Source organism: Streptococcus pseudopneumoniae, from assembly GCF_001074975.1.
GTDB classification, from domain to species: Bacteria; Bacillota; Bacilli; order Lactobacillales; family Streptococcaceae; genus Streptococcus; species Streptococcus pseudopneumoniae_D.
Genome location: NZ_JUUO01000108.1, coordinates 14,922 through 33,725 on the forward strand (window position 1 = coordinate 14,922; position 18,804 = coordinate 33,725).

17 protein-coding genes, 1 tRNA gene and 1 pseudogene are annotated in these 18,804 nt (G+C 39.6%); 16 read left to right on the forward strand and 3 right to left on the reverse strand.

Features of this window, described 5'->3' with window-relative positions; genetic code table 11:
- The first annotated feature begins 100 nt into the window (after positions 1 to 100).
- The 9 genes from asnA (at position 101) to ADI86_RS06240 (ending at position 7,434) form a co-directional block, all read left to right on the forward strand.
- Positions 101 to 1,093, forward strand: a complete 993-nt coding sequence (asnA, locus tag ADI86_RS06200) for an aspartate--ammonia ligase (RefSeq protein ID WP_049532218.1) — start codon at positions 101 to 103, stop codon at positions 1,091 to 1,093.
- 64 nt (positions 1,094 to 1,157) lie between these two features.
- Positions 1,158 to 1,697, forward strand: coding sequence for a 16S rRNA (guanine(966)-N(2))-methyltransferase RsmD (rsmD, locus tag ADI86_RS06205; protein ID WP_049532219.1), 540 nt, complete (start codon positions 1,158 to 1,160; stop codon positions 1,695 to 1,697).
- Positions 1,687 to 2,175, forward strand: a complete 489-nt coding sequence (gene coaD, locus ADI86_RS06210) for a pantetheine-phosphate adenylyltransferase (RefSeq protein WP_049532220.1) — start codon at positions 1,687 to 1,689, stop codon at positions 2,173 to 2,175. Before rsmD ends, coaD begins: the two co-directional genes overlap by 11 nt.
- Positions 2,159 to 3,196, forward strand: a complete 1,038-nt coding sequence (locus tag ADI86_RS06215) for a SepM family pheromone-processing serine protease (RefSeq protein ID WP_049532221.1) — start codon at positions 2,159 to 2,161, stop codon at positions 3,194 to 3,196. Before coaD ends, ADI86_RS06215 begins: the two co-directional genes overlap by 17 nt.
- Before the next feature lie 57 nt (positions 3,197 to 3,253).
- Positions 3,254 to 3,484 (forward strand): DUF1146 family protein, encoded by a 231-nt coding sequence (locus ADI86_RS06220; RefSeq protein WP_080983193.1) that lies wholly within the window; start codon positions 3,254 to 3,256, stop codon positions 3,482 to 3,484.
- 23 nt (positions 3,485 to 3,507) lie between these two features.
- Entirely contained in the window at positions 3,508 to 4,791 is a 1,284-nt protein-coding gene (gene murA, locus ADI86_RS06225; RefSeq protein WP_049532222.1) for a UDP-N-acetylglucosamine 1-carboxyvinyltransferase, read from the forward strand.
- Complete coding sequence (locus ADI86_RS06230; protein WP_031237692.1) at positions 4,784 to 4,972, forward strand: DNA-directed RNA polymerase subunit beta; 189 nt, start codon at positions 4,784 to 4,786, stop codon at positions 4,970 to 4,972. The genes murA and ADI86_RS06230 overlap by 8 nt, the downstream gene beginning before the upstream one ends.
- Before the next feature lie 38 nt (positions 4,973 to 5,010).
- Positions 5,011 to 5,835, forward strand: coding sequence for a DNA-entry nuclease EndA (gene endA / locus ADI86_RS06235; protein WP_049532223.1), 825 nt, complete (start codon positions 5,011 to 5,013; stop codon positions 5,833 to 5,835).
- Positions 5,836 to 6,102: 267 nt separating this feature from the next.
- Entirely contained in the window at positions 6,103 to 7,434 is a 1,332-nt protein-coding gene (locus ADI86_RS06240) for a hemolysin family protein (RefSeq protein ID WP_049532224.1), read from the forward strand.
- 196 nt (positions 7,435 to 7,630) lie between these two features.
- On the opposite strand, the gene ADI86_RS06245 is transcribed toward ADI86_RS06240, so the two are convergent.
- Positions 7,631 to 7,701 (reverse strand) — tRNA-Cys (locus tag ADI86_RS06245).
- A 157-nt stretch (positions 7,702 to 7,858) separates the two neighbouring features.
- Here ADI86_RS06245 and ADI86_RS06250 point away from each other — a divergent pair.
- The 5 genes from ADI86_RS06250 to ADI86_RS06270 all read left to right on the forward strand — a co-directional run bounded on the left by ADI86_RS06250 (position 7,859) and on the right by ADI86_RS06270 (position 14,349).
- A complete protein-coding gene (locus ADI86_RS06250) occupies positions 7,859 to 9,847 on the forward strand; it encodes a peptide ABC transporter substrate-binding protein (RefSeq protein ID WP_049532225.1) in 1,989 nt (662 codons plus the stop codon).
- A gap of 66 nt (positions 9,848 to 9,913) precedes the next feature.
- Entirely contained in the window at positions 9,914 to 11,410 is a 1,497-nt protein-coding gene (locus ADI86_RS06255) for an ABC transporter permease (protein WP_000759914.1), read from the forward strand.
- Positions 11,410 to 12,336, forward strand: a complete 927-nt coding sequence (oppC, locus tag ADI86_RS06260; protein ID WP_000103691.1) for an oligopeptide ABC transporter permease OppC — start codon at positions 11,410 to 11,412, stop codon at positions 12,334 to 12,336. Before ADI86_RS06255 ends, oppC begins: the two co-directional genes overlap by 1 nt.
- A gap of 8 nt (positions 12,337 to 12,344) precedes the next feature.
- Entirely contained in the window at positions 12,345 to 13,412 is a 1,068-nt protein-coding gene (locus tag ADI86_RS06265; RefSeq protein WP_000159550.1) for an ABC transporter ATP-binding protein, read from the forward strand.
- A gap of 10 nt (positions 13,413 to 13,422) precedes the next feature.
- A complete protein-coding gene (locus tag ADI86_RS06270) occupies positions 13,423 to 14,349 on the forward strand; it encodes an ATP-binding cassette domain-containing protein (protein ID WP_049532226.1) in 927 nt (308 codons plus the stop codon).
- A gap of 363 nt (positions 14,350 to 14,712) precedes the next feature.
- Here ADI86_RS06270 and ADI86_RS06275 read toward each other — a convergent pair whose 3' ends face one another.
- Together ADI86_RS06275 and ADI86_RS06280 are read right to left on the reverse strand one after the other, a co-directional pair.
- Positions 14,713 to 15,591, reverse strand: a complete 879-nt coding sequence (locus tag ADI86_RS06275; RefSeq protein WP_049532227.1) for a LysR family transcriptional regulator — start codon at positions 15,589 to 15,591, stop codon at positions 14,713 to 14,715.
- 127 nt (positions 15,592 to 15,718) lie between these two features.
- Positions 15,719 to 16,069 (reverse strand): helix-turn-helix domain-containing protein, encoded by a 351-nt coding sequence (locus tag ADI86_RS06280; RefSeq protein WP_000208712.1) that lies wholly within the window; start codon positions 16,067 to 16,069, stop codon positions 15,719 to 15,721.
- A gap of 358 nt (positions 16,070 to 16,427) precedes the next feature.
- On the opposite strand from ADI86_RS06280, the gene ADI86_RS06285 reads away from it, so the two are divergent.
- The gene (locus ADI86_RS06285; RefSeq protein ID WP_049532228.1) at positions 16,428 to 18,053 is read left to right on the forward strand and encodes a malolactic enzyme; all 1,626 of its coding nucleotides are present in this window, start codon (positions 16,428 to 16,430) and stop codon (positions 18,051 to 18,053) included.
- 202 nt (positions 18,054 to 18,255) lie between these two features.
- A pseudogene (locus ADI86_RS11720) lies at positions 18,256 to 18,375 on the forward strand (IS630 family transposase); the annotation flags it as partial.
- Between the last annotated feature and the right edge of the window lie 429 nt (positions 18,376 to 18,804).

Sequence of the window (18,804 nt, forward strand, 5' to 3'; positions counted from 1 at the left end):
ACATCAGTGTTCGAAGGAGCCCTGATTTTTTTAAAATTTCTCTTTTCTTTTCTCGAAAATAGGTGTATAATGCTTTTAACTAATTTTTGAGGAGTAGTTTATGAAGAAAAGTTTTATCCATCAACAAGAAGAAATTTCCTTTGTCAAAAACACTTTTACCCAGTATTTGAAAGATAAGTTAGAAGTTGTCGAAGTTCAAGGTCCTATCTTGAGTAGGGTTGGCGACGGGATGCAGGATAATTTATCAGGTGTGGAGAATGCCGTATCGGTCAAGGTTCTTCAAATTCCTGATGCTACTTATGAAGTGGTGCACTCACTTGCTAAATGGAAACGCCATACCTTGGCTCGTTTTGGTTTCGGTGAGGGTGAAGGTCTTTTTGTTAACATGAAGGCCCTTCGTCCAGACGAAGATTCGCTGGATGCGACCCACTCTGTTTATGTTGACCAGTGGGACTGGGAAAAAGTCATTCCAAATGGTCAACGTAACATTGCTTACCTAAAAGAAACAGTTGAGAAGATTTACAAGGCTATTCGCCTTACTGAGCTAGCTGTTGAAGCCCGCTATGACATCGAATCAATCTTGCCAAAACAAATCACTTTTATCCATACAGAAGAGTTGGTAGAACGCTACCCAGACTTGACACCGAAAGAACGTGAAAATGCTATCTGTAAAGAATTTGGTGCTGTTTTCTTGATTGGTATCGGTGGCGAGTTGCCAGATGGTAAACCGCACGATGGACGTGCACCAGACTACGATGACTGGACAAGTGAGTCTGAAAATGGCTACAAGGGTCTAAATGGTGATATTCTTGTCTGGAATGAATCTTTAGGTGGAGCCTTTGAGTTGTCCTCTATGGGAATCCGTGTAGATGAAGAAACGCTTCGCCGTCAGGTTGCTATTACAGGTGATGAAGACCGCTTGGAATTGGAATGGCACAAGGCTTTGTTGAATGGCCTATTCCCATTGACAATCGGTGGAGGAATTGGACAATCTCGTATGGCCATGTTCCTTCTTCGTAAGAAACACATCGGAGAAGTGCAAACAAGTGTTTGGCCTCAAGAAGTCCGCGATACTTACGAAAATATTTTGTAGAGAATCGAACCGCAAGGTTCGGTTTTCTTTCTCTTTTCGCTCATAATTTGGTATAATAAACGGTATGAAAATCGTATCAGGAATCTATGGGGGACGCCCCCTCAAGACACTAGAAGGCAAGACGACAAGACCTACTTCGGATAAGGTTAGGGGAGCTATTTTTAATATGATTGGTCCCTATTTTGAAGGGGGACGAGTCTTGGACCTGTATGCAGGTAGTGGTGGTTTATCTATCGAGGCAGTATCGCGTGGCATATCCAGCGCTGTTTTGGTAGAGCGAGACCGTAAAGCTCAGACCATCGTGGCTGAAAATATTCAGATGACCAAGGAAGTTGGAAAATTTCAACTCCTCAAGATGGATGCAGAAAGGGCCTTGGAACAGGTATCTGAGGAATTTGACCTCATTTTCTTAGACCCTCCTTATGCCAAGGAACAAATCGTAGCAGATATTGAAAAAATGGCTGAGAGAGCGCTTTTTTCTGAAGATGTCATGGTCGTGTGTGAGACGGATAAGGCCGTTGAACTTCCAGAAGAAATTGCCTGCCTGGGCATCTGGAAGGAAAAAATTTATGGAATTAGTAAGGTGACAGTCTATGTCAGATAAGGTTGGCTTATTCACAGGCTCATTTGATCCGATGACAAATGGGCATTTGGATATGATTGAACGGGCGAGCAGACTTTTTGATAAGCTCTATGTTGGTATTTTTTTTAATCCCCACAAACAAGGATTTCTTCCTATCGAAAATCGTAAACGGGGGTTAGAAAAGGCTGTGAAACATTTGGAAAATGTTGAAGTTGTGTCTTCTCATGATGAATTGGTGGTTGATGTTGCAAAAAGACTGGGTGCTACTTGTCTAGTGCGGGGCTTGAGAAATGCGTCGGATTTGCAATATGAAGCCAGTTTTGATTACTACAACCATCAGCTGTCTCCTGATATAGAGACCATTTATTTACATAGCCGACCTGAACATCTTTATATCAGTTCATCAGGTGTTAGAGAACTTTTGAAGTTTGGTCAGGGTATTGCCTGCTATGTTCCTGAGAGTATTTTGGAGGAAATAAGAAATGAAAAAAAAGATTAGATGGCCCTTATATGTCATTGCGGCCTTGATTGTGACTTTCTTGGCCTTTGTAGTGCCTTTGCCTTATTATATAGAGGTTCCAGGTGGTTCGGAAGATATTCGCCAAGTCCTTAAAGTAAATGACACAGAAGATAAGGAAGCTGGTGCCTATCAATTCGTTACGGTTGGTGTCCAGCACGCTACTTTAGCCCATATGATTTATGCTTGGTTGACGCCTTTTACAGATATTCGGAGTGCTCAGGAGACTACAGGTGGTTCTTCCGATGTTGAATTTATGCGGATCAATCAATTCTACATGCAAACATCGCAAAATATGGCCAAATATCAAGGGCTAAAAACAGCTGGTAAAGATATTGAACTCAAATACCTTGGGGTTTATGTTTTGACTGTGACGGATAATTCGACCTTTAAAGGGATTCTCAACATCTCTGATACGGTCACAGCAGTCAATGATCAGACCTTTGACAGTTCCAAAGACTTGATTGATTACGTCAATTCTCAAAAACTAGGGGACTCTGTCAAAGTCACCTATGAAGAGGATGGGCAAACCAAGTCTGCAGAAGGAAAAATCATTACTCTAGAAAATGGCAAAAATGGAATTGGAATCGGCTTGATTGACCGTACAGAAGTGACCAGTGATGTCCCAATTCGCTTTTCAACAGCTGGTATCGGCGGTCCGAGTGCAGGTCTCATGTTTAGTCTGGCCATCTATACCCAAATAGCTGACCCTGGCCTTCGAAATGGCCGTATCGTTGCCGGTACAGGAACCATTGACCGCGATGGGAATGTGGGGGACATTGGAGGTATTGATAAGAAAGTTGTTGCTTCGGCTAGAGAAGGTGCCGCGATTTTCTTTGTCCCGGATAACCCTGTTAGCGAAGAAGAACAAACAGCACATCCTGATGCTAAAAACAACTACCAAACAGCTCTGGAAGCAGCTAAAACAATCAAGACAGATATGAAAATCGTGCCAGTTAAAACCCTACAAGATGCAATTGATTACTTGAAAAACAATCCCTAGTTTTTGAGTGAAGTTTCCAAACTAGCGCACAAACAGAGAAGATGGTATAATAGTCAAATGGTTCAATTATTATTCACTCTAAGCAGTCATATGCTCTTTATTTATGTGAGTTTTTACCTTTTAAAGAATCTTTTTAGATGGGAAAAGGTTTTAAAAGTGACAGCTGAGAATACAGGAAAAGTTCGTTTACTAGTAGCCTTTTTCAGCATTGTAATGGGCTATATCATGAGTTCTTTCTTTATCAGCCTATATCAGTTGTGGCAAGAAGCGCTTAGAGGATTATTATAAAATCAAATGTAAAGGAAATCAGTATGGAAAAAATTGTGGTTCAAGGTGGCGATAATCGTCTGGTAGGAAGTGTTACGATCGAAGGAGCAAAGAATGCAGTCTTGCCCTTGTTGGCAGCAACTATTCTAGCAAGTGAAGGAAAGACCGTCTTGCAGAATGTTCCGATTTTGTCAGATGTTTTCACTATGAATCAGGTGGTTCGTGGTTTGAATGCCAAGGTGGATTTTGATGAGGAGGCTCACCTTGTAGAGGTGGACGCGACTGGCGATATCACTGAGGAAGCTCCTTACAAGTATGTCAGCAAGATGCGTGCATCTATCGTTGTCTTGGGACCAATTCTTGCCCGTGTAGGTCATGCCAAGGTATCCATGCCAGGTGGTTGTACGATTGGTAGCCGCCCTATTGATCTTCATTTAAAAGGTCTGGAAGCTATGGGGGCTAAGATTAGTCAAACAGCTGGTTACATCGAAGCCAAGGCTGATCGCTTACATGGAGCTCATATCTATATGGATTTCCCAAGTGTTGGTGCTACTCAGAACTTGATGATGGCAGCGACGCTGGCTGATGGGGTCACAGTGATTGAAAATGCTGCGCGTGAGCCTGAGATTGTGGACTTAGCTATTCTCCTCAATGAAATGGGAGCCAAGGTCAAAGGTGCTGGTACAGAGACCATTACCATTACCGGTGTTGAGAAACTTCACGGTACGACTCACAATGTAGTCCAAGATCGTATCGAAGCAGGAACCTTTATGGTAGCTGCTGCCATGACTGGTGGTGATGTCTTGATTAAAGACGCTGTCTGGGAGCATAACCGTCCCTTGATTGCCAAATTGCTTGAAATGGGAGTGGAAGTGACAGAGGAGACTGAAGGAATTCGCGTTCGCTCTCAACTAGAAAATCTAAAAGCTGTCCATGTGAAAACCTTGCCACACCCAGGTTTTCCAACGGATATGCAGGCCCAATTTACAGCCTTGATGACTGTCGCAAAAGGGGAATCAACTATGGTGGAGACAGTTTTCGAAAATCGTTTCCAACACTTAGAAGAAATGCGCCGCATGGGCTTGCATTCTGAGATTATCCGTGATACAGCTCGTATTGTTGGTGGGCAGGCTTTGCAGGGAGCGGAAGTTCTTTCAACTGACCTTCGTGCCAGCGCAGCCTTGATTTTGACAGGTTTGGTAGCACAAGGAGAAACTGTAGTTGGTAAATTGGTTCACTTGGATAGAGGTTACTACCGTTTCCATGAGAAGTTGGCGCAGCTGGGCGCTAAGATTCAGCGGATTGAGGCAAGTGATGAAGATGAATAAGAAATCAAGCTACGTAATCAAGCGTTTACTTCTAGTCATTTTGGTACTGTTTTTAGGAGTTCTAGCCCTAGGAATTGGCTTAATGGTAGGTTATGGAATCTTGGGCAAGGGTCAAGATCCATGGGCCATCCTGTCTCCAGCAAAATGGCAGGAATTGATTCATAAATTTACAGGAAATTAGGCTGGGAGACAAGCCTTTTTATAAAGATAAGGAGAAATATGAACAAAAAAACAAGACAGACACTAATCGGACTGCTAGTGTTATTGCTTTTGTCTGCAGGGAGCTATTATATCAAGCAGATGCAGCCGACAGCTAATAGTCCCAAAACCAAGCTTAGTCAGAAAAAACAAGCGTCTGAAGCTCCTAGTCAAGAATTGGCAGAAAGTGTCTTAACAGATGCAGTCAAAAGCCAAATAAAAGGGAGTCTGGAGTGGAATGGCTCAGGTGCTTTTATCGTCAATGGCAATAAAACAAATCTAGATGCCAAGGTTTCAAGTAAGCCCTACGCTGATAATAAAACAAAGACAGTGGGCAAGGAAACAGTGCCAACCGTAGCAAATGCCCTCTTGTCTAAGGCTACTCGTCAGTACAAGAATCGTGAAGAAACTGGGAATGGTTCGACTTCATGGACTCCTCCAGGCTGGCATCAGGTTAAGAATCTAAAGGGTACTTATACCCATGCGGTCGATAGAGGTCACTTGTTAGGCTATGCCTTAATCGGTGGCTTGGATGGTTTTGATGCCTCGACAAGCAATCCTAAAAATATTGCTGTTCAGACAGCTTGGGCAAATCAGGCGCAAGCTGAAGATTCGACAGGGCAAAACTACTATGAAAGTCTGGTGCGTAAAGCCCTAGACCAAAACAAGCGTGTCCGTTACCGTGTAACCCTTTATTACGCTACAAACGAGGACTTAGTTCCTTCAGCTTCACAGATTGAAGCCAAGTCTTCAGACGGAGAATTGGAATTCAATGTTCTAGTTCCAAATGTTCAAAAAGGGCTTCAACTGGATTACCGAACTGGAGAAGTAACGGTAACTCAGTAAAAGATAAGATAAACTCCTATGTCACTTGTGGATATAGGAGTTCTTTCTTACTAGTCTAAGCAGGTCTACAATAGACACTGTTACTCAATGAAAATCAAAGTGCAAACTAGGAAGCTAGCCGCAGGTTGCTCAAAGCACAGCTTTGAGGTTGCAGATAAAGCTGACGTGGTTTGAAGAGATCTTCGAAGAGTATGAGAAAAAATAATATGTACTGGAATATATTTTGTGATATAATAAAGGGTAAGATACTATTTTAGGAGAAGAACTATGGAAGACCCAAGTAGTCAGAATTTGTTGCTACAATTTGTTTTGTTGTTTATCTTGACGGTGTTAAATGCCTTTTTCTCAGCCACAGAAATGGCCATGGTTTCACTTAACCGTGCGCGGGTTGAACAAAAGGCAGAAGAAGGAGATAGACGCTATATCCGTCTGCTGAAGGTACTAGAAAATCCTAACCACTTTTTATCAACCATTCAAGTAGGGATTACCCTGATTACAATCTTATCAGGGGCGAGCTTGGCAGACACTCTGGGACGAGAAATTGCCTCTTGGCTTGGAAATGGTGAAACATCTTATGCCGTTGCAAGTTTTCTATCTTTAGCATTTTTGACTTATATTTCCATCGTTTTTGGGGAATTGTATCCTAAGAGAATCGCTCTTAATCTAAAGGATGCCTTGGCGATTCGTACAGCGCCAGTTATTATTGGGCTTGGGAAACTAGTTAGTCCCTTTGTTTGGCTCTTGTCTGCATCTACCAATCTCTTGAGTCGCTTGACTCCTATGACTTTTGACGATGCTGATGAAAAAATGACCCGTGATGAAATTGAGTACATGTTGACCAATAGTGAAGAAACACTAGATGCTGATGAAATTGAAATGTTACAAGGAATCTTTTCACTGGACGAATTAATGGCCAGAGAAGTCATGGTTCCTCGGACGGATGCCTTTATGGTGGATATTCAGGATGATAGTCAAGCCATTATCCAAAGTATTTTAAAACAAAACTTTTCCCGTATACCAGTTTACGATGGGGATAAGGACAACGTGATTGGGATCATTCACACCAAGAGTCTCCTTAAGGCGGGCTTTGTGGACGGTTTTGACAATATTGTTTGGAAGAGAATTTTACAAGATCCGCTCTTTGTCCCTGAAACTATTTTTGTGGATGACTTGTTAAAAGAATTGCGAAATACCCAAAGACAAATGGCAATCTTGCTGGATGAATATGGTGGGATGGCTGGTTTGGTGACACTTGAAGACCTCCTAGAGGAAATCGTTGGGGAAATCGATGACGAAACAGATAAGGCTGAAATCGAAGTTCATCAAATCGGAGAAGATACTTATATTGTTCAAGGTACCATGAATCTCAATGATTTTAATGACTACTTTGATGTCGAACTGGCAAGTGATGACGTTGATACCATTGCTGGTTATTATTTGACAGGAGTTGGGACCATTCCAACGACTGAGAAACTCAGCTATGAATTAGTCAGCCAAAACAAACAGCTTATCCTAACCAATGATAAAGTGAAAAATGGACGTGTTACCAAGGTAAAAGTCCAAATTACCGAAGTTGAAATAGAAGAAGAAACAGAGTAAACTAGAGGCTTTTGTCACCAGGCGTGACGAAGCTTTTTTCAGTTGATTTCAAGAGGGAATTGTGTCCTCGAAAAACTCAGCCTCAAACTTGCCCCAAAAGTTTTTTAAAGTTATACGTATTTATTCGAGGAAAAAGAAAAAAGCCCTTTAAATTGGGCTTTCTGTTTAAATGAAACCTGATAAATCAAGTTATAGAAGGCGGTAGACGGATTTGAACCGACGATCAAGCTTTTGCAGAGCCGTGCCTTACCACTTGGCTATACCGCCTTAACGTTTATTATTATACCTTGAAAATCATTCTCAGTCAATAGTTTTTTCAGATTTTTTGTATCAACAAGCCTAAATATTCTGAAAATTCGTTTACTTTTCTTGAAATATATGATATAATTGACGATAACCTATACTTTATAAGAGGAGTAAATAAATGAAAAAAAGTCAAGTGCTTGCTGTAGCGGGAGCTTCCTTATTAGCGTCAGGAGTTCTAGCTGCGTGTTCAAACACTAGTTCAAATAATGCTAAACTGGCAAAAGATTACCAATATGTTTATCAAACAGATCCAGAAACCTTGGATTATATCGTTAGCAATATCGATTCAACATCATTCATCACAACAAATGCTGTAGATGGTTTGTTGGCTAATGATAAATATGGTAACCTGGTTCCTTCTATTGCTGAATCATGGACAGTTTCAAAAGATGGTTTGACTTATACCTATAAAATCCGTAAGGATGCTAAATGGGTAACCGCAGAGGGAGAAGAGTACGCTCCTGTAACTGCTAAAGACTTCGTTACTGGTTTGAAACATGCTGTAGATGGAAAATCAAAAGGACTTTCAATCGTTAGCTCTTCTATTAAAGGATTAGAAGCCTATATCAAGGGTGAAACAAGCGACTTTTCAACCGTTGGAGTAAAAGCGCTTGATGACCAAACACTAGAATATACCTTGAACCAGCCAGAAACTTTCTGGAATGACAAGACCACTAGTGGTGTTTTGATGCCAGTTAATGAAGAATTCTTAACTTCAAAAGGGGAAGGTTTTGGTGCCCCAACAGATGCCAACTCTATTCTTTATAACGGTCCATTTGTCTTGAAGGCTGTAACTCCTAAATCATCTATTGAGATGGCTAAAAATGACGCTTACTGGGATAAAGAAAATGTAAAAATTGAGAACGTTAAGTTCACTTTCTGGGATGGTAAGGATCAAGATGTAATTGCCAAAGGTTTTTCTGATGGTCAATATAGCAAAGCTCGTATCTTCCCTACAAGTTCTACATATGAAAAATATGCAGCTGACTTCAAAGATAACATTTACTTTAACGAACCAGGTGCTGGTGTTGCAACTGTCAGCTTGAACTATGGCCGTACAACCTATAACCACACTGCCAAAACAAGTGATGCCCAAAAGACATCTACTCAGAAAGCATTGCTAAACAAGGAATTCCGTCAAGCCTTGAACTTTGCTGTCGATCGCAATTCTTATTCAGCTCAAACAAATGGTACTGATGGAGCTGCAGTAGCCATCCGTAATACGTTTGCACCTTATAATCTTCAAGTTGGTAAGAAAACATTTGGTGAATTGGTACAAGATAGCTTGGCTAAGACAAATTCTTCTACTTGGTCAAACGTGTCTCTAGCAGATTCTCAAAATGGACTTTACAATGAAGAAAAAGCTAAAGAAGTCTTTGCTAAAGCAAAATCAAGCCTACAAGCTGAAGGTGTTGAATTCCCAATCCACTTGGATGCCTTGGTTATCCAAGAATCAACAGCGGTTGTAAACCGTGTTCAATCATTGAAGCAATCAATTGAAAAAGTATTGGGTTCAGATAATGTTGTTGTAGACTTACAACAAATGACTCAAGCAGAAGCTTTACCAATTTCATTTAGCGCTCCAACAGCTAAAGAGCAAGACTGGGATATCCATACCTTGCTAGGATGGAACCCTGACTATCAAGATCCTTCTACTTTCTTGGATCAATTCGTCATTAAGGGAGGAAGCACTCGCCTTTACCTTGGTATTGACCAAAACACAGATGCATCAGTAGTAAGCAAACTTGGTTTAGCTGACTATGGAAAATTACTTGATGACGCAAACAGCGAGAACCAAGATGTTCAAAAACGTTATGAAAAATACGCGGTAGCACAAGCTTGGTTAACTGACAATGCTTTGACAATTCCAGTAATGGCTTCTCCTAAAGAAACAGCCGTTTCATATGTTTCAAAAGTTCTACCATTTAGCTCTTCATATTCTGTAGCCGGCCTTAAAGGTGAAAATGCAGGATACTTGAAGTACACTGAAGTTGGTGAAAAAGCAATCACCAAAGAAGAGTATGAAAAAGCTCGTGAAAAATGGTTGAAAGAAAAGACTGAGTCAAACGAGAAAGCTCAAAAAGAATTGGCAAGTCATGTGAAGTAAATAATTTTCAATAGAACTTTCTCTCCATGAGGAGAAGGTTCTTTTGGGATTTTTAAAGGAAATGATATGAAAAAATATATTTTTATGCGTGTTTTGCGGTCATTGGTTTCTATCTTCTTAGTAACAACCTTGACTTACACGATTATCTATACAATGGTTCCTCGAAAATTGATTTTCAAACAGGATACCAACTATAACAAGATTGCGACAACTGCTGATAAACGTGATAACTATGAAAATACTGTTTATGAGCGTATGGGCTATATCGAGTACTACGATACCAAAGAGTTGCAAGAAAAAGCTAGCCAGATGGATGCTTCTGTAACCGTTGAAGCTAATGACACCAACAAGGCTATCTATGAAAAATACATCAAACAAATCGGTCATGGTTGGACCTTGGGAGAATTTACTGAAAGTGGCCAATTCTACGCTACTCGTGAAATCCCGATTTTTGAACGTGTTTTTCACTTCTATGCTAACTTGATTGACATTGACCATACTAATAAAATCCAAGACCCTGAAAATCCAGACTTGAAACGTTACCTTCGTTTTGAAAATGATCCAGCTATCGGATGGTCCTTGGTCGGTTCAGGTACCAAACACAAATATCTCTTGTACTTCAACAGTCAGTTCCCATTTGTTCATCAAAACTTTGTGAACATTAATTTAGGTGACTCTTATCCAACCTATGCTAATAGCCCTGTTTTACAGGTTATTACTCAAGGACAAGGGCAAACAAAAACATCTCAAGTTCAATTCCCAACAGGTAAGAAAACTTCTTCTGTAAATATTTACTCAAGAACCTACAAATCACCTAGTCAGGCTGACTCTCGTGAAGTAGCTAACTACGGAAAAGATGATCCGTATACGGCTACTGAAAGTAACTACCAATATCCTTCAATGATTGCCAGCTCTGCTGTTGTTGGATTGATAGGTTTGGTGATTTCTTATGCGATTGCCGTGCCACTTGGTTCAGCTATGGCTCGCTTCAAGAACACTTGGATTGATAGTTTCTCAACAGGGGCTTTGACCTTCTTGATGGCTCTTCCAACAATTGCCTTGGTTTATATTGTCCGTTTGGCTGGTTCTTCAATCGGCTTGCCAGATTCATTCCCTATCTTGGGTGCTGGAGATTGGCGTTCGTATGTTTTACCAGCAGTTATCCTTGGTTTGTTGGGTGCTCCTGGTACAGCTATTTGGATTCGTCGTTACATGATTGACTTGCAGTCACAGGACTTTGTTCGTTTTGCTCGTGCAAAAGGTTTGTCTGAAAAAGAAATTTCAAACAAACACATCTTTAAAAATGCCATGGTTCCACTGGTTTCAGGAATTCCTGGTGCTGTTATCGGGGTTATCGGTGGTGCAACCCTTACTGAAACAGTCTTCGCCTTCCCAGGTATGGGTAAAATGTTGATTGACTCTGTAAAAGCATCTAATAACTCTATGGTCGTTGGTCTTGTCTTCATCTTTACATGTATTTCTATCTTCTCACTTCTTTTGGGAGATATTTGGATGACGATTATTGACCCACGTATTAAATTGACTGAGAAAGGAGGCAAATAATGTCTACAATCGATAAAGAAAAATTTCAGTTTGTAAAACGTGACGATTTTGCCTCTGAAGCCATTGATGCGCCAGCTTATTCATACTGGGGTTCAGTGTTTAGACAATTTATGAAGAAAAAATCAACTGTAGTTATGTTGGGAATCTTGGTGGCTATCATTTTGATGAGTTTCATCTACCCAATGTTTTCTAAGTTTGATTTCAATGATGTCAGCAAGGTAAACGACTTTAGTGCTCGTTATATCAAGCCAAATGCTGAGCATTGGTTCGGTACTGACAGTAACGGTAAATCTCTCTTTGACGGTGTTTGGTTCGGAGCTCGTAACTCTATCCTCATTTCTGTGATTGCGACAGTGATTAACTTAGTTATCGGTGTCTTTGTCGGTGGTATTTGGGGAATTTCGAAATCAGTTGACCGTGTGATGATGGAAGTTTATAACGTCATCTCAAACATCCCTTCTCTTTTGATTGTCATTGTCTTGACTTACTCAATCGGAGCCGGATTCTGGAATCTGATTTTTGCCATGAGTGTAACAACATGGATTGGGATTGCCTTCATGATCCGTGTGCAAATCTTGCGTTATCGTGACTTGGAATACAACTTGGCGTCACGTACTTTAGGAACACCGACCTTGAAGATTGTTGCCAAAAATATCATGCCTCAATTGGTATCTGTTATTGTGACAACGATGACTCAAATGCTTCCAAGCTTTATCTCATACGAAGCCTTCTTGTCTTTCTTCGGTCTTGGATTACCGATTACAGTTCCAAGTTTGGGTCGTTTGATTTCAGATTATTCACAAAATGTTACAACTAACGCTTACTTGTTCTGGATTCCATTGACAACTCTTGTCTTGGTATCCTTGTCCCTTTTCGTAGTTGGTCAAAACTTAGCGGATGCTAGTGATCCACGTACACATAGATAGGAGTAGAAATGACAAAAGAAAAAAATGTAATTTTGACTGCTCGCGATATTGTCGTGGAATTTGACGTTCGTGACAAAGTATTGACAGCCATTCGCGGTGTTTCCCTTGAACTAGTTGAGGGAGAAGTATTAGCCTTGGTAGGTGAATCAGGATCAGGGAAATCTGTGTTGACAAAGACCTTCACAGGTATGCTCGAAGAAAATGGACGCATTGCCCAAGGTAGCATTGACTACCGTGGCCAGGATTTGACAGCCTTGTCTTCTCACAAAGATTGGGAACAAATTCGTGGTGCTAAGATTGCGACTATCTTCCAGGACCCAATGACTAGTTTGGACCCAATTAAAACAATTGGTAGTCAGATTACAGAAGTTATTGTAAAACACCAAGGAAAAACAGCCAAGGAAGCGAAAGAATTGGCCATTGACTACATGAATAAGGTTGGTATTCCAGACGCAGATAGACGTTTTGATGAATACCCATTCCAATATTCTGGAGGAATGCGTCAACGTATCGTTATTGCGATTGCCCTTGCCTGCCGACCTGATGTCTTGATCTGTGATGAACCAACGACTGCCTTGGATGTGACTATCCAAGCTCAGATTATTGATTTGCTCAAATCTTTACAAAACGAGTACCATTTCACAACAATCTTTATCACCCACGACCTTGGTGTGGTAGCAAGTATTGCGGATAAGGTAGCGGTTATGTATGCCGGAGAAATCGTTGAGTATGGAACTGTTGAGGAAGTCTTCTATGACCCTCGCCATCCATATACATGGAGTCTCTTGTCTAGCTTGCCTCAGCTTGCTGATGATAAAGGGGATCTTTACTCAATCCCAGGAACACCTCCGTCACTTTATACTGACCTGAAAGGGGATGCCTTTGCCTTGCGTTCTGACTATGCAATGCAGATTGACTTCGAACAAAAAGCTCCTCAATTTTCAGTATCAGAGACACATTGGGCTAAAACTTGGCTTCTTCATGAGGATGCTCCAAAAGTAGAAAAACCAGCTGTGATTGCAAATCTTCACGATAAGATCCGTGAAAAAATGGGATTTGCCCATCTGGCTGACTAGGAGGAAGGAAATGTCTGAAAAATTAGTAGAAATCAAAGATTTAGAAATTTCCTTCGGTGAAGGAAGTAAGAAGTTTGTCGCGGTTAAAAATGCCAACTTCTTTATCAATAAGGGAGAAACTTTCTCGCTTGTAGGTGAGTCAGGTAGTGGGAAAACAACTATTGGTCGTGCCATCATTGGTCTAAATGATACAAGTAATGGTGATATCATTTTTGATGGTCAAAAGATTAATGGTAAGAAATCGCGTGAACAAGCTGCGGAATTGATTCGTCGTATCCAGATGATTTTCCAAGACCCTGCAGCAAGTTTGAATGAACGTGCTACTGTTGATTATATTATTTCTGAAGGTCTTTACAATCACCGTCTGTTTAAGGATGAAGAAGAGCGCAAAGAGAAGGTTAAAAATATTATCCGTGAAGTAGGTCTTCTTGCTGAGCACTTGACTCGTTACCCTCATGAATTCTCAGGTGGTCAACGTCAACGTATCGGTATTGCTCGTGCCTTGGTCATGCAACCAGACTTTGTTATTGCGGATGAGCCCATTTCAGCCTTGGACGTTTCTGTACGTGCCCAAGTCTTGAATTTGCTCAAAAAATTCCAAAAAGAACTTGGCTTGACCTATCTCTTTATCGCCCATGACTTGTCGGTTGTTCGTTTTATTTCAGATCGTATCGCAGTTATTTATAAGGGTGTTATTGTAGAGGTTGCAGAAACAGAAGAATTGTTTAACAATCCAATTCACCCATATACTCAAGCCTTGCTTTCAGCGGTACCAATTCCAGATCCAATCTTGGAACGTAAGAAGGTCTTGAAGGTTTACGACCCAGGTCAACACGACTATGAGACTGATAAGCCATCTATGGTAGAAATCCGTCCAGGCCACTATGTTTGGGCTAACCAAGCCGAATTGGCGCGTTACCAACAAGGGTTAAACTAATAATGGTTTTATAATTTCCATAAAAATTGATGTGGAAATTATAAACCTTTTTTTGTTGGACTGATTTGAAAATCATTGAATTATAGTGAGATGAAATAAAATCTGAACAACTTTATTAGGAAAGTCAAATTAATTTCTAGAAAAGGTTTAGAAGTCGCGGCGTATTACTCTAGCTTCAATCTACTATAGTCTAATACTCTTCGAAAATTAAATTCAAACCACGTCAGCTCTATCTACAACCTCAAAACACTGTTTTGAGCAGCCTGCGGCTAGCTTCCTAGTTTGCTTTTTGATTTTCATTGAGTCTAATATCTACAATGTAAAAAACTCTAGCTATCAGTTCATTGATAGTTAGAGTTTTTTCTATTCATATGATTTAAGGAGATTAAATAAGGCTTCTACTTCTGATGACGGTGTAGCTGATTTAAGGTAAGCGTAATAAACTGTAAAAGTTATCTTGTCCTTCGGTATAAGAGGAATTTTTATTAAATCATCATCTTCATCAGAAAGTGCGATATCAGCCAGTAAACTAAGGCCAATCCCTTTCTTTAAAAGTTCTTTAAGGATGGCAATGTCATCAGTCTTAAAGAATATTTCTGCCTTGTTTTGATACTTTTGATTAAGCGTTTCAAAAGCTTTCAGGTGAACAAAGTGTTCGTCTAAGAGTATAAAGGATTGATCTGCTAATTCTTCAAAAGCGAGGGAAGGAGCAGTGGCAAAAGGATGGTTCTTAGATAAAACGACATACAGTTCTTTATGAAATAGCTCGTGTGTCTCTATTGAAGGATAATTGAGAGGTTCAATCAAACCGAGTAGGCTTGCATTAAGTTCTCCCTTAAGGAGAAGGTTTAATAACTCTACGGAGCCACCGCGGATAGGGCGTATCTTTTTTAAAAAATCCAATTTATCCTTTTCGTTTAAGGCAGCAAAGAGATACTGAATGATAATAGGAGGGAATCCTACAGTAGAGTATTGTGTCAAGGAGCGATTAATTTCTTTGCGAGTAGAAATGACCTCAGGTAAAATCAGTTCTGTATGCTTTAGAAGGATTTGTCCTTGAAGAGTTAGCTTGAAGGAACGATGCGAGGGGTCATGGTGAATCAATTTGCAGTTAAAGGATTCCTCTAAGCGCTTGATAGCATAAGAAATAGATGGTTGGCTGACTTTATGTTGTTTTGCTACTTCCGTATAGGATTGAAGCTGGCAGAGATCATAAAAATATTGTAGATCTTTTAAATTCATATGGGTTCACTTTCATTAGTTGGAGAAGGAAAATAAGTGGAAAACAGCAGATAAATAATTTTTATCCGTATCCTACAATTTGACTATACGAGTATTCACCAGTTAAAATGTAAGTGAGTCAGGGATCTCAAAGATTATCTAAGATACTCTCAAAAATGACCAACATCTTTTCTCGTTTATCAATAGGGAGCTGTTTAATCTTCATGTTGATTCTTTTGAGTGAAAGATTATCACTCTTATCAGAGGTTGATTCAAGGCTATCAAAATTGAAAAATTCCTCTGGGGTCATTTCTAGTGCGTCAATCACTTTTTCAAGACTGTGAATGGTCAGATTCACATTTTGGTTTTCAAGTTGATTGATATACTTAAGCCCGAGTCCTGCTTGTTCCGAAAGTTCTTCCTGGCTCATTTTATTCTGTGTTCGAAAATATTTCACTTTTTGGGAAATATATTGTTGTAAATAGTTTTTAGTTGTCATATAAATAGAATACAAGTTTTAAATGACAAAAAAACACCTTAAAAAATACAAAGTATTACATAACGCACTTATATGATATTTATTTTAATTAGGATTGTCAATTTGTATGATTGGTTTATTTTACTTGAAACTTTTAGTAAAGAGTGATTATCGAGAGTTTTATGAGTTCAGAACTTTATAAAATATAACAACTTAAAGTATTATCAATAATAGTGTTTTAAGTATAAAAGAGCCTATTAAAAATTGTTCTCGTAGACTCATTATAACATATGCGTATACAATTGTATTATTTAAACAACAACGTTTCATGAACAATTCGTTTCATGTGGTATAATATAAATAAAAAGGAGGTTGCACTATGACTGCACATGATATTTTAAACAATCCTTTCCTCAATAAAGGTACTGCCTTTACCTTAGAGGAGCGAAAGGAACTAGGCCTTATTGGTTTACTGCCACCGTATGTTCAAACGATTGAAGAACAAGCGGCGCAAACTTATGCACAAATGCAAACAAAAGCCAATGATTTGGAAAAACGTCTTTTCCTAATGGAAATTTTTAATATCAACAGGACTCTTTTCTATTACCTCTTTTCTCAACATTTGGAGGAATTCAATCCAATTGTATACGATCCAACCATTGCAGATACCATTGAAGGCTATAGTGACCTCTTTGTAGATCCCCAATATGCGGGATATCTTGATATTAATCATCCTGAAAATATTAAAGCTACTTTGAAAAACGCTGCCGGGGGTCGCGAGATTCGTCTCATTGTTGTAACAGATGCAGAAGGAATCCTTGGAATTGGCGACTGGGGAACAAATGGTGTCGATATTTCTGTTGGGAAATTGATGGTTTATACGGGTGCTGCTGGAATTGATCCTTCAATGGTCCTTCCTTTAGTTATTGATGCAGGGACTAACCGTGAAGAACTTCGTAACAATCCTAATTACTTAGGAAATCGTCACGAACGGGTCCGCGGAGATCGTTACTACGACTTCATTGACCAATTTGTTCAAACAGCAGAACGTCTCTTTCCTAAACTCTACCTTCACTGGGAAGACTTCGGTCGCTTGAATGCTGCCAATATTCTTGAAAAATACCGGAAACAAATTCCGACCTTTAATGATGATATTCAAGGTACAGGAATCGTTACCTTGGGTGGTATCTTTGGTTCACTGGATATTAGTGGTGAAAAATTAACAGATCAAGTTTATCTCTGCTATGGTGGAGGTACTGCGGGCGCAGGAATTGCCTCTCGTGTTCTTCGTGAAATGGTAAGTGAAGGTCTTTCTGAAGAAGAAGCCTGTAAACGGTTCTTTATGGTTGATAAACAAGGTCTTCTCTTTGATGACATGGATGACTTGACACCAGAGCAAAAACCATTTGCTAAGAAACGTGCTGACTTTAGTAACGCAGATAAGTTGACTGACCTGCTTGAAGTAGTGAAGACTGTGAAGCCAACCATTCTTGTAGGAACTTCAACTCAGCCTAATACCTTCACTAAAGAAATAGTAGAAGCTATGTGTGAAAACATAGAACGTCCAATGATCTTCCCTTTGTCAAATCCAACTAAATTGGCAGAAGCTAGTGCTAAAGACTTGATTGAATGGTCAGATGGAAAAGCTTTTGTCGCTACAGGAATTCCTGCTGATACGGTTTCTTATAAAGGTATAGACTATGTGATTGGTCAAGCCAATAATGCCCTGATTTACCCAGGTCTTGGTCTAGGTATGCTGGCTTCTGAAGCAAGTCTTTTGACTGATGAAATGATTGGAGCAGCGGCCCATTCATTGAGTGGTATTGTCAATCCAGGCCAACCAGGAGCTCCTGTCTTGCCACCATTCAAGTATGTAGCAGATGTTTCTATTAAAGTAGCAGAAGCAGTCGCTAAAAAAGCACAAGAGCAAGGTCTTGCACGCGCTAAGGAAACAGATATGGCCAAAGCAGTTCGTGATTTGAAGTGGTATCCAGAGTATAAATAATTCATTTCTGTTGCCTATCCTCGGGATACTTAGCTTATTTTGGATATGTTAGCCATCTACAGAGTTGATAACCGAAAAGTAAAGAGATTGTCGTATTGACTATTGGTTTTAAACAGTATAAAATAACTGTCGATTTTTTGTCCGACTGCCAAGAGTCAGTTTAATACTACACTAAAATTAAAATGCATTATATAATAGTGATATGAAATCAACCAAAGAAGAAATACAAGCCATCAAAACACTTTTAAAAAACTCTAGTACAACTGAATACCATAAAAGTCTTCAAATCGTTCTATTTTGTCTAATGGGCAAATCTTTGAAATTATCCTAAAAGAATTGAAAGAATTATGAAAGAATTTTCGAAAAATTTTAAAAAATTCTGAAATATTCTTGACAGCTGATAAAAAAGGTGGTAAGATAAGAAACATCAAAAAAGAAAGCAGAAAAAGAAATGAATAAGAAACAAGCTGTAACGATGAATCAAAACTTTTACTTTAGCTACTTTAGATAGTGTTTGTAGACATGTCACCATGGATGCAAACAGTTCAAGCAATTTGTTTGTATCTATGTGGCTAAGATTTTTGATTGTGGTCCATATAGATGAATATCTAAATGGACTAGCAAAGTTATAACTTGTTAGATTATTTCAAGCATCCGTTTAGGTATTATCTAGGCGGTTTTTTGTTTTATACTCTTCGAAAATCAAATTCAAACCACGTCAACGTCGCCTTGCCGTACTCAAGTACAGCCT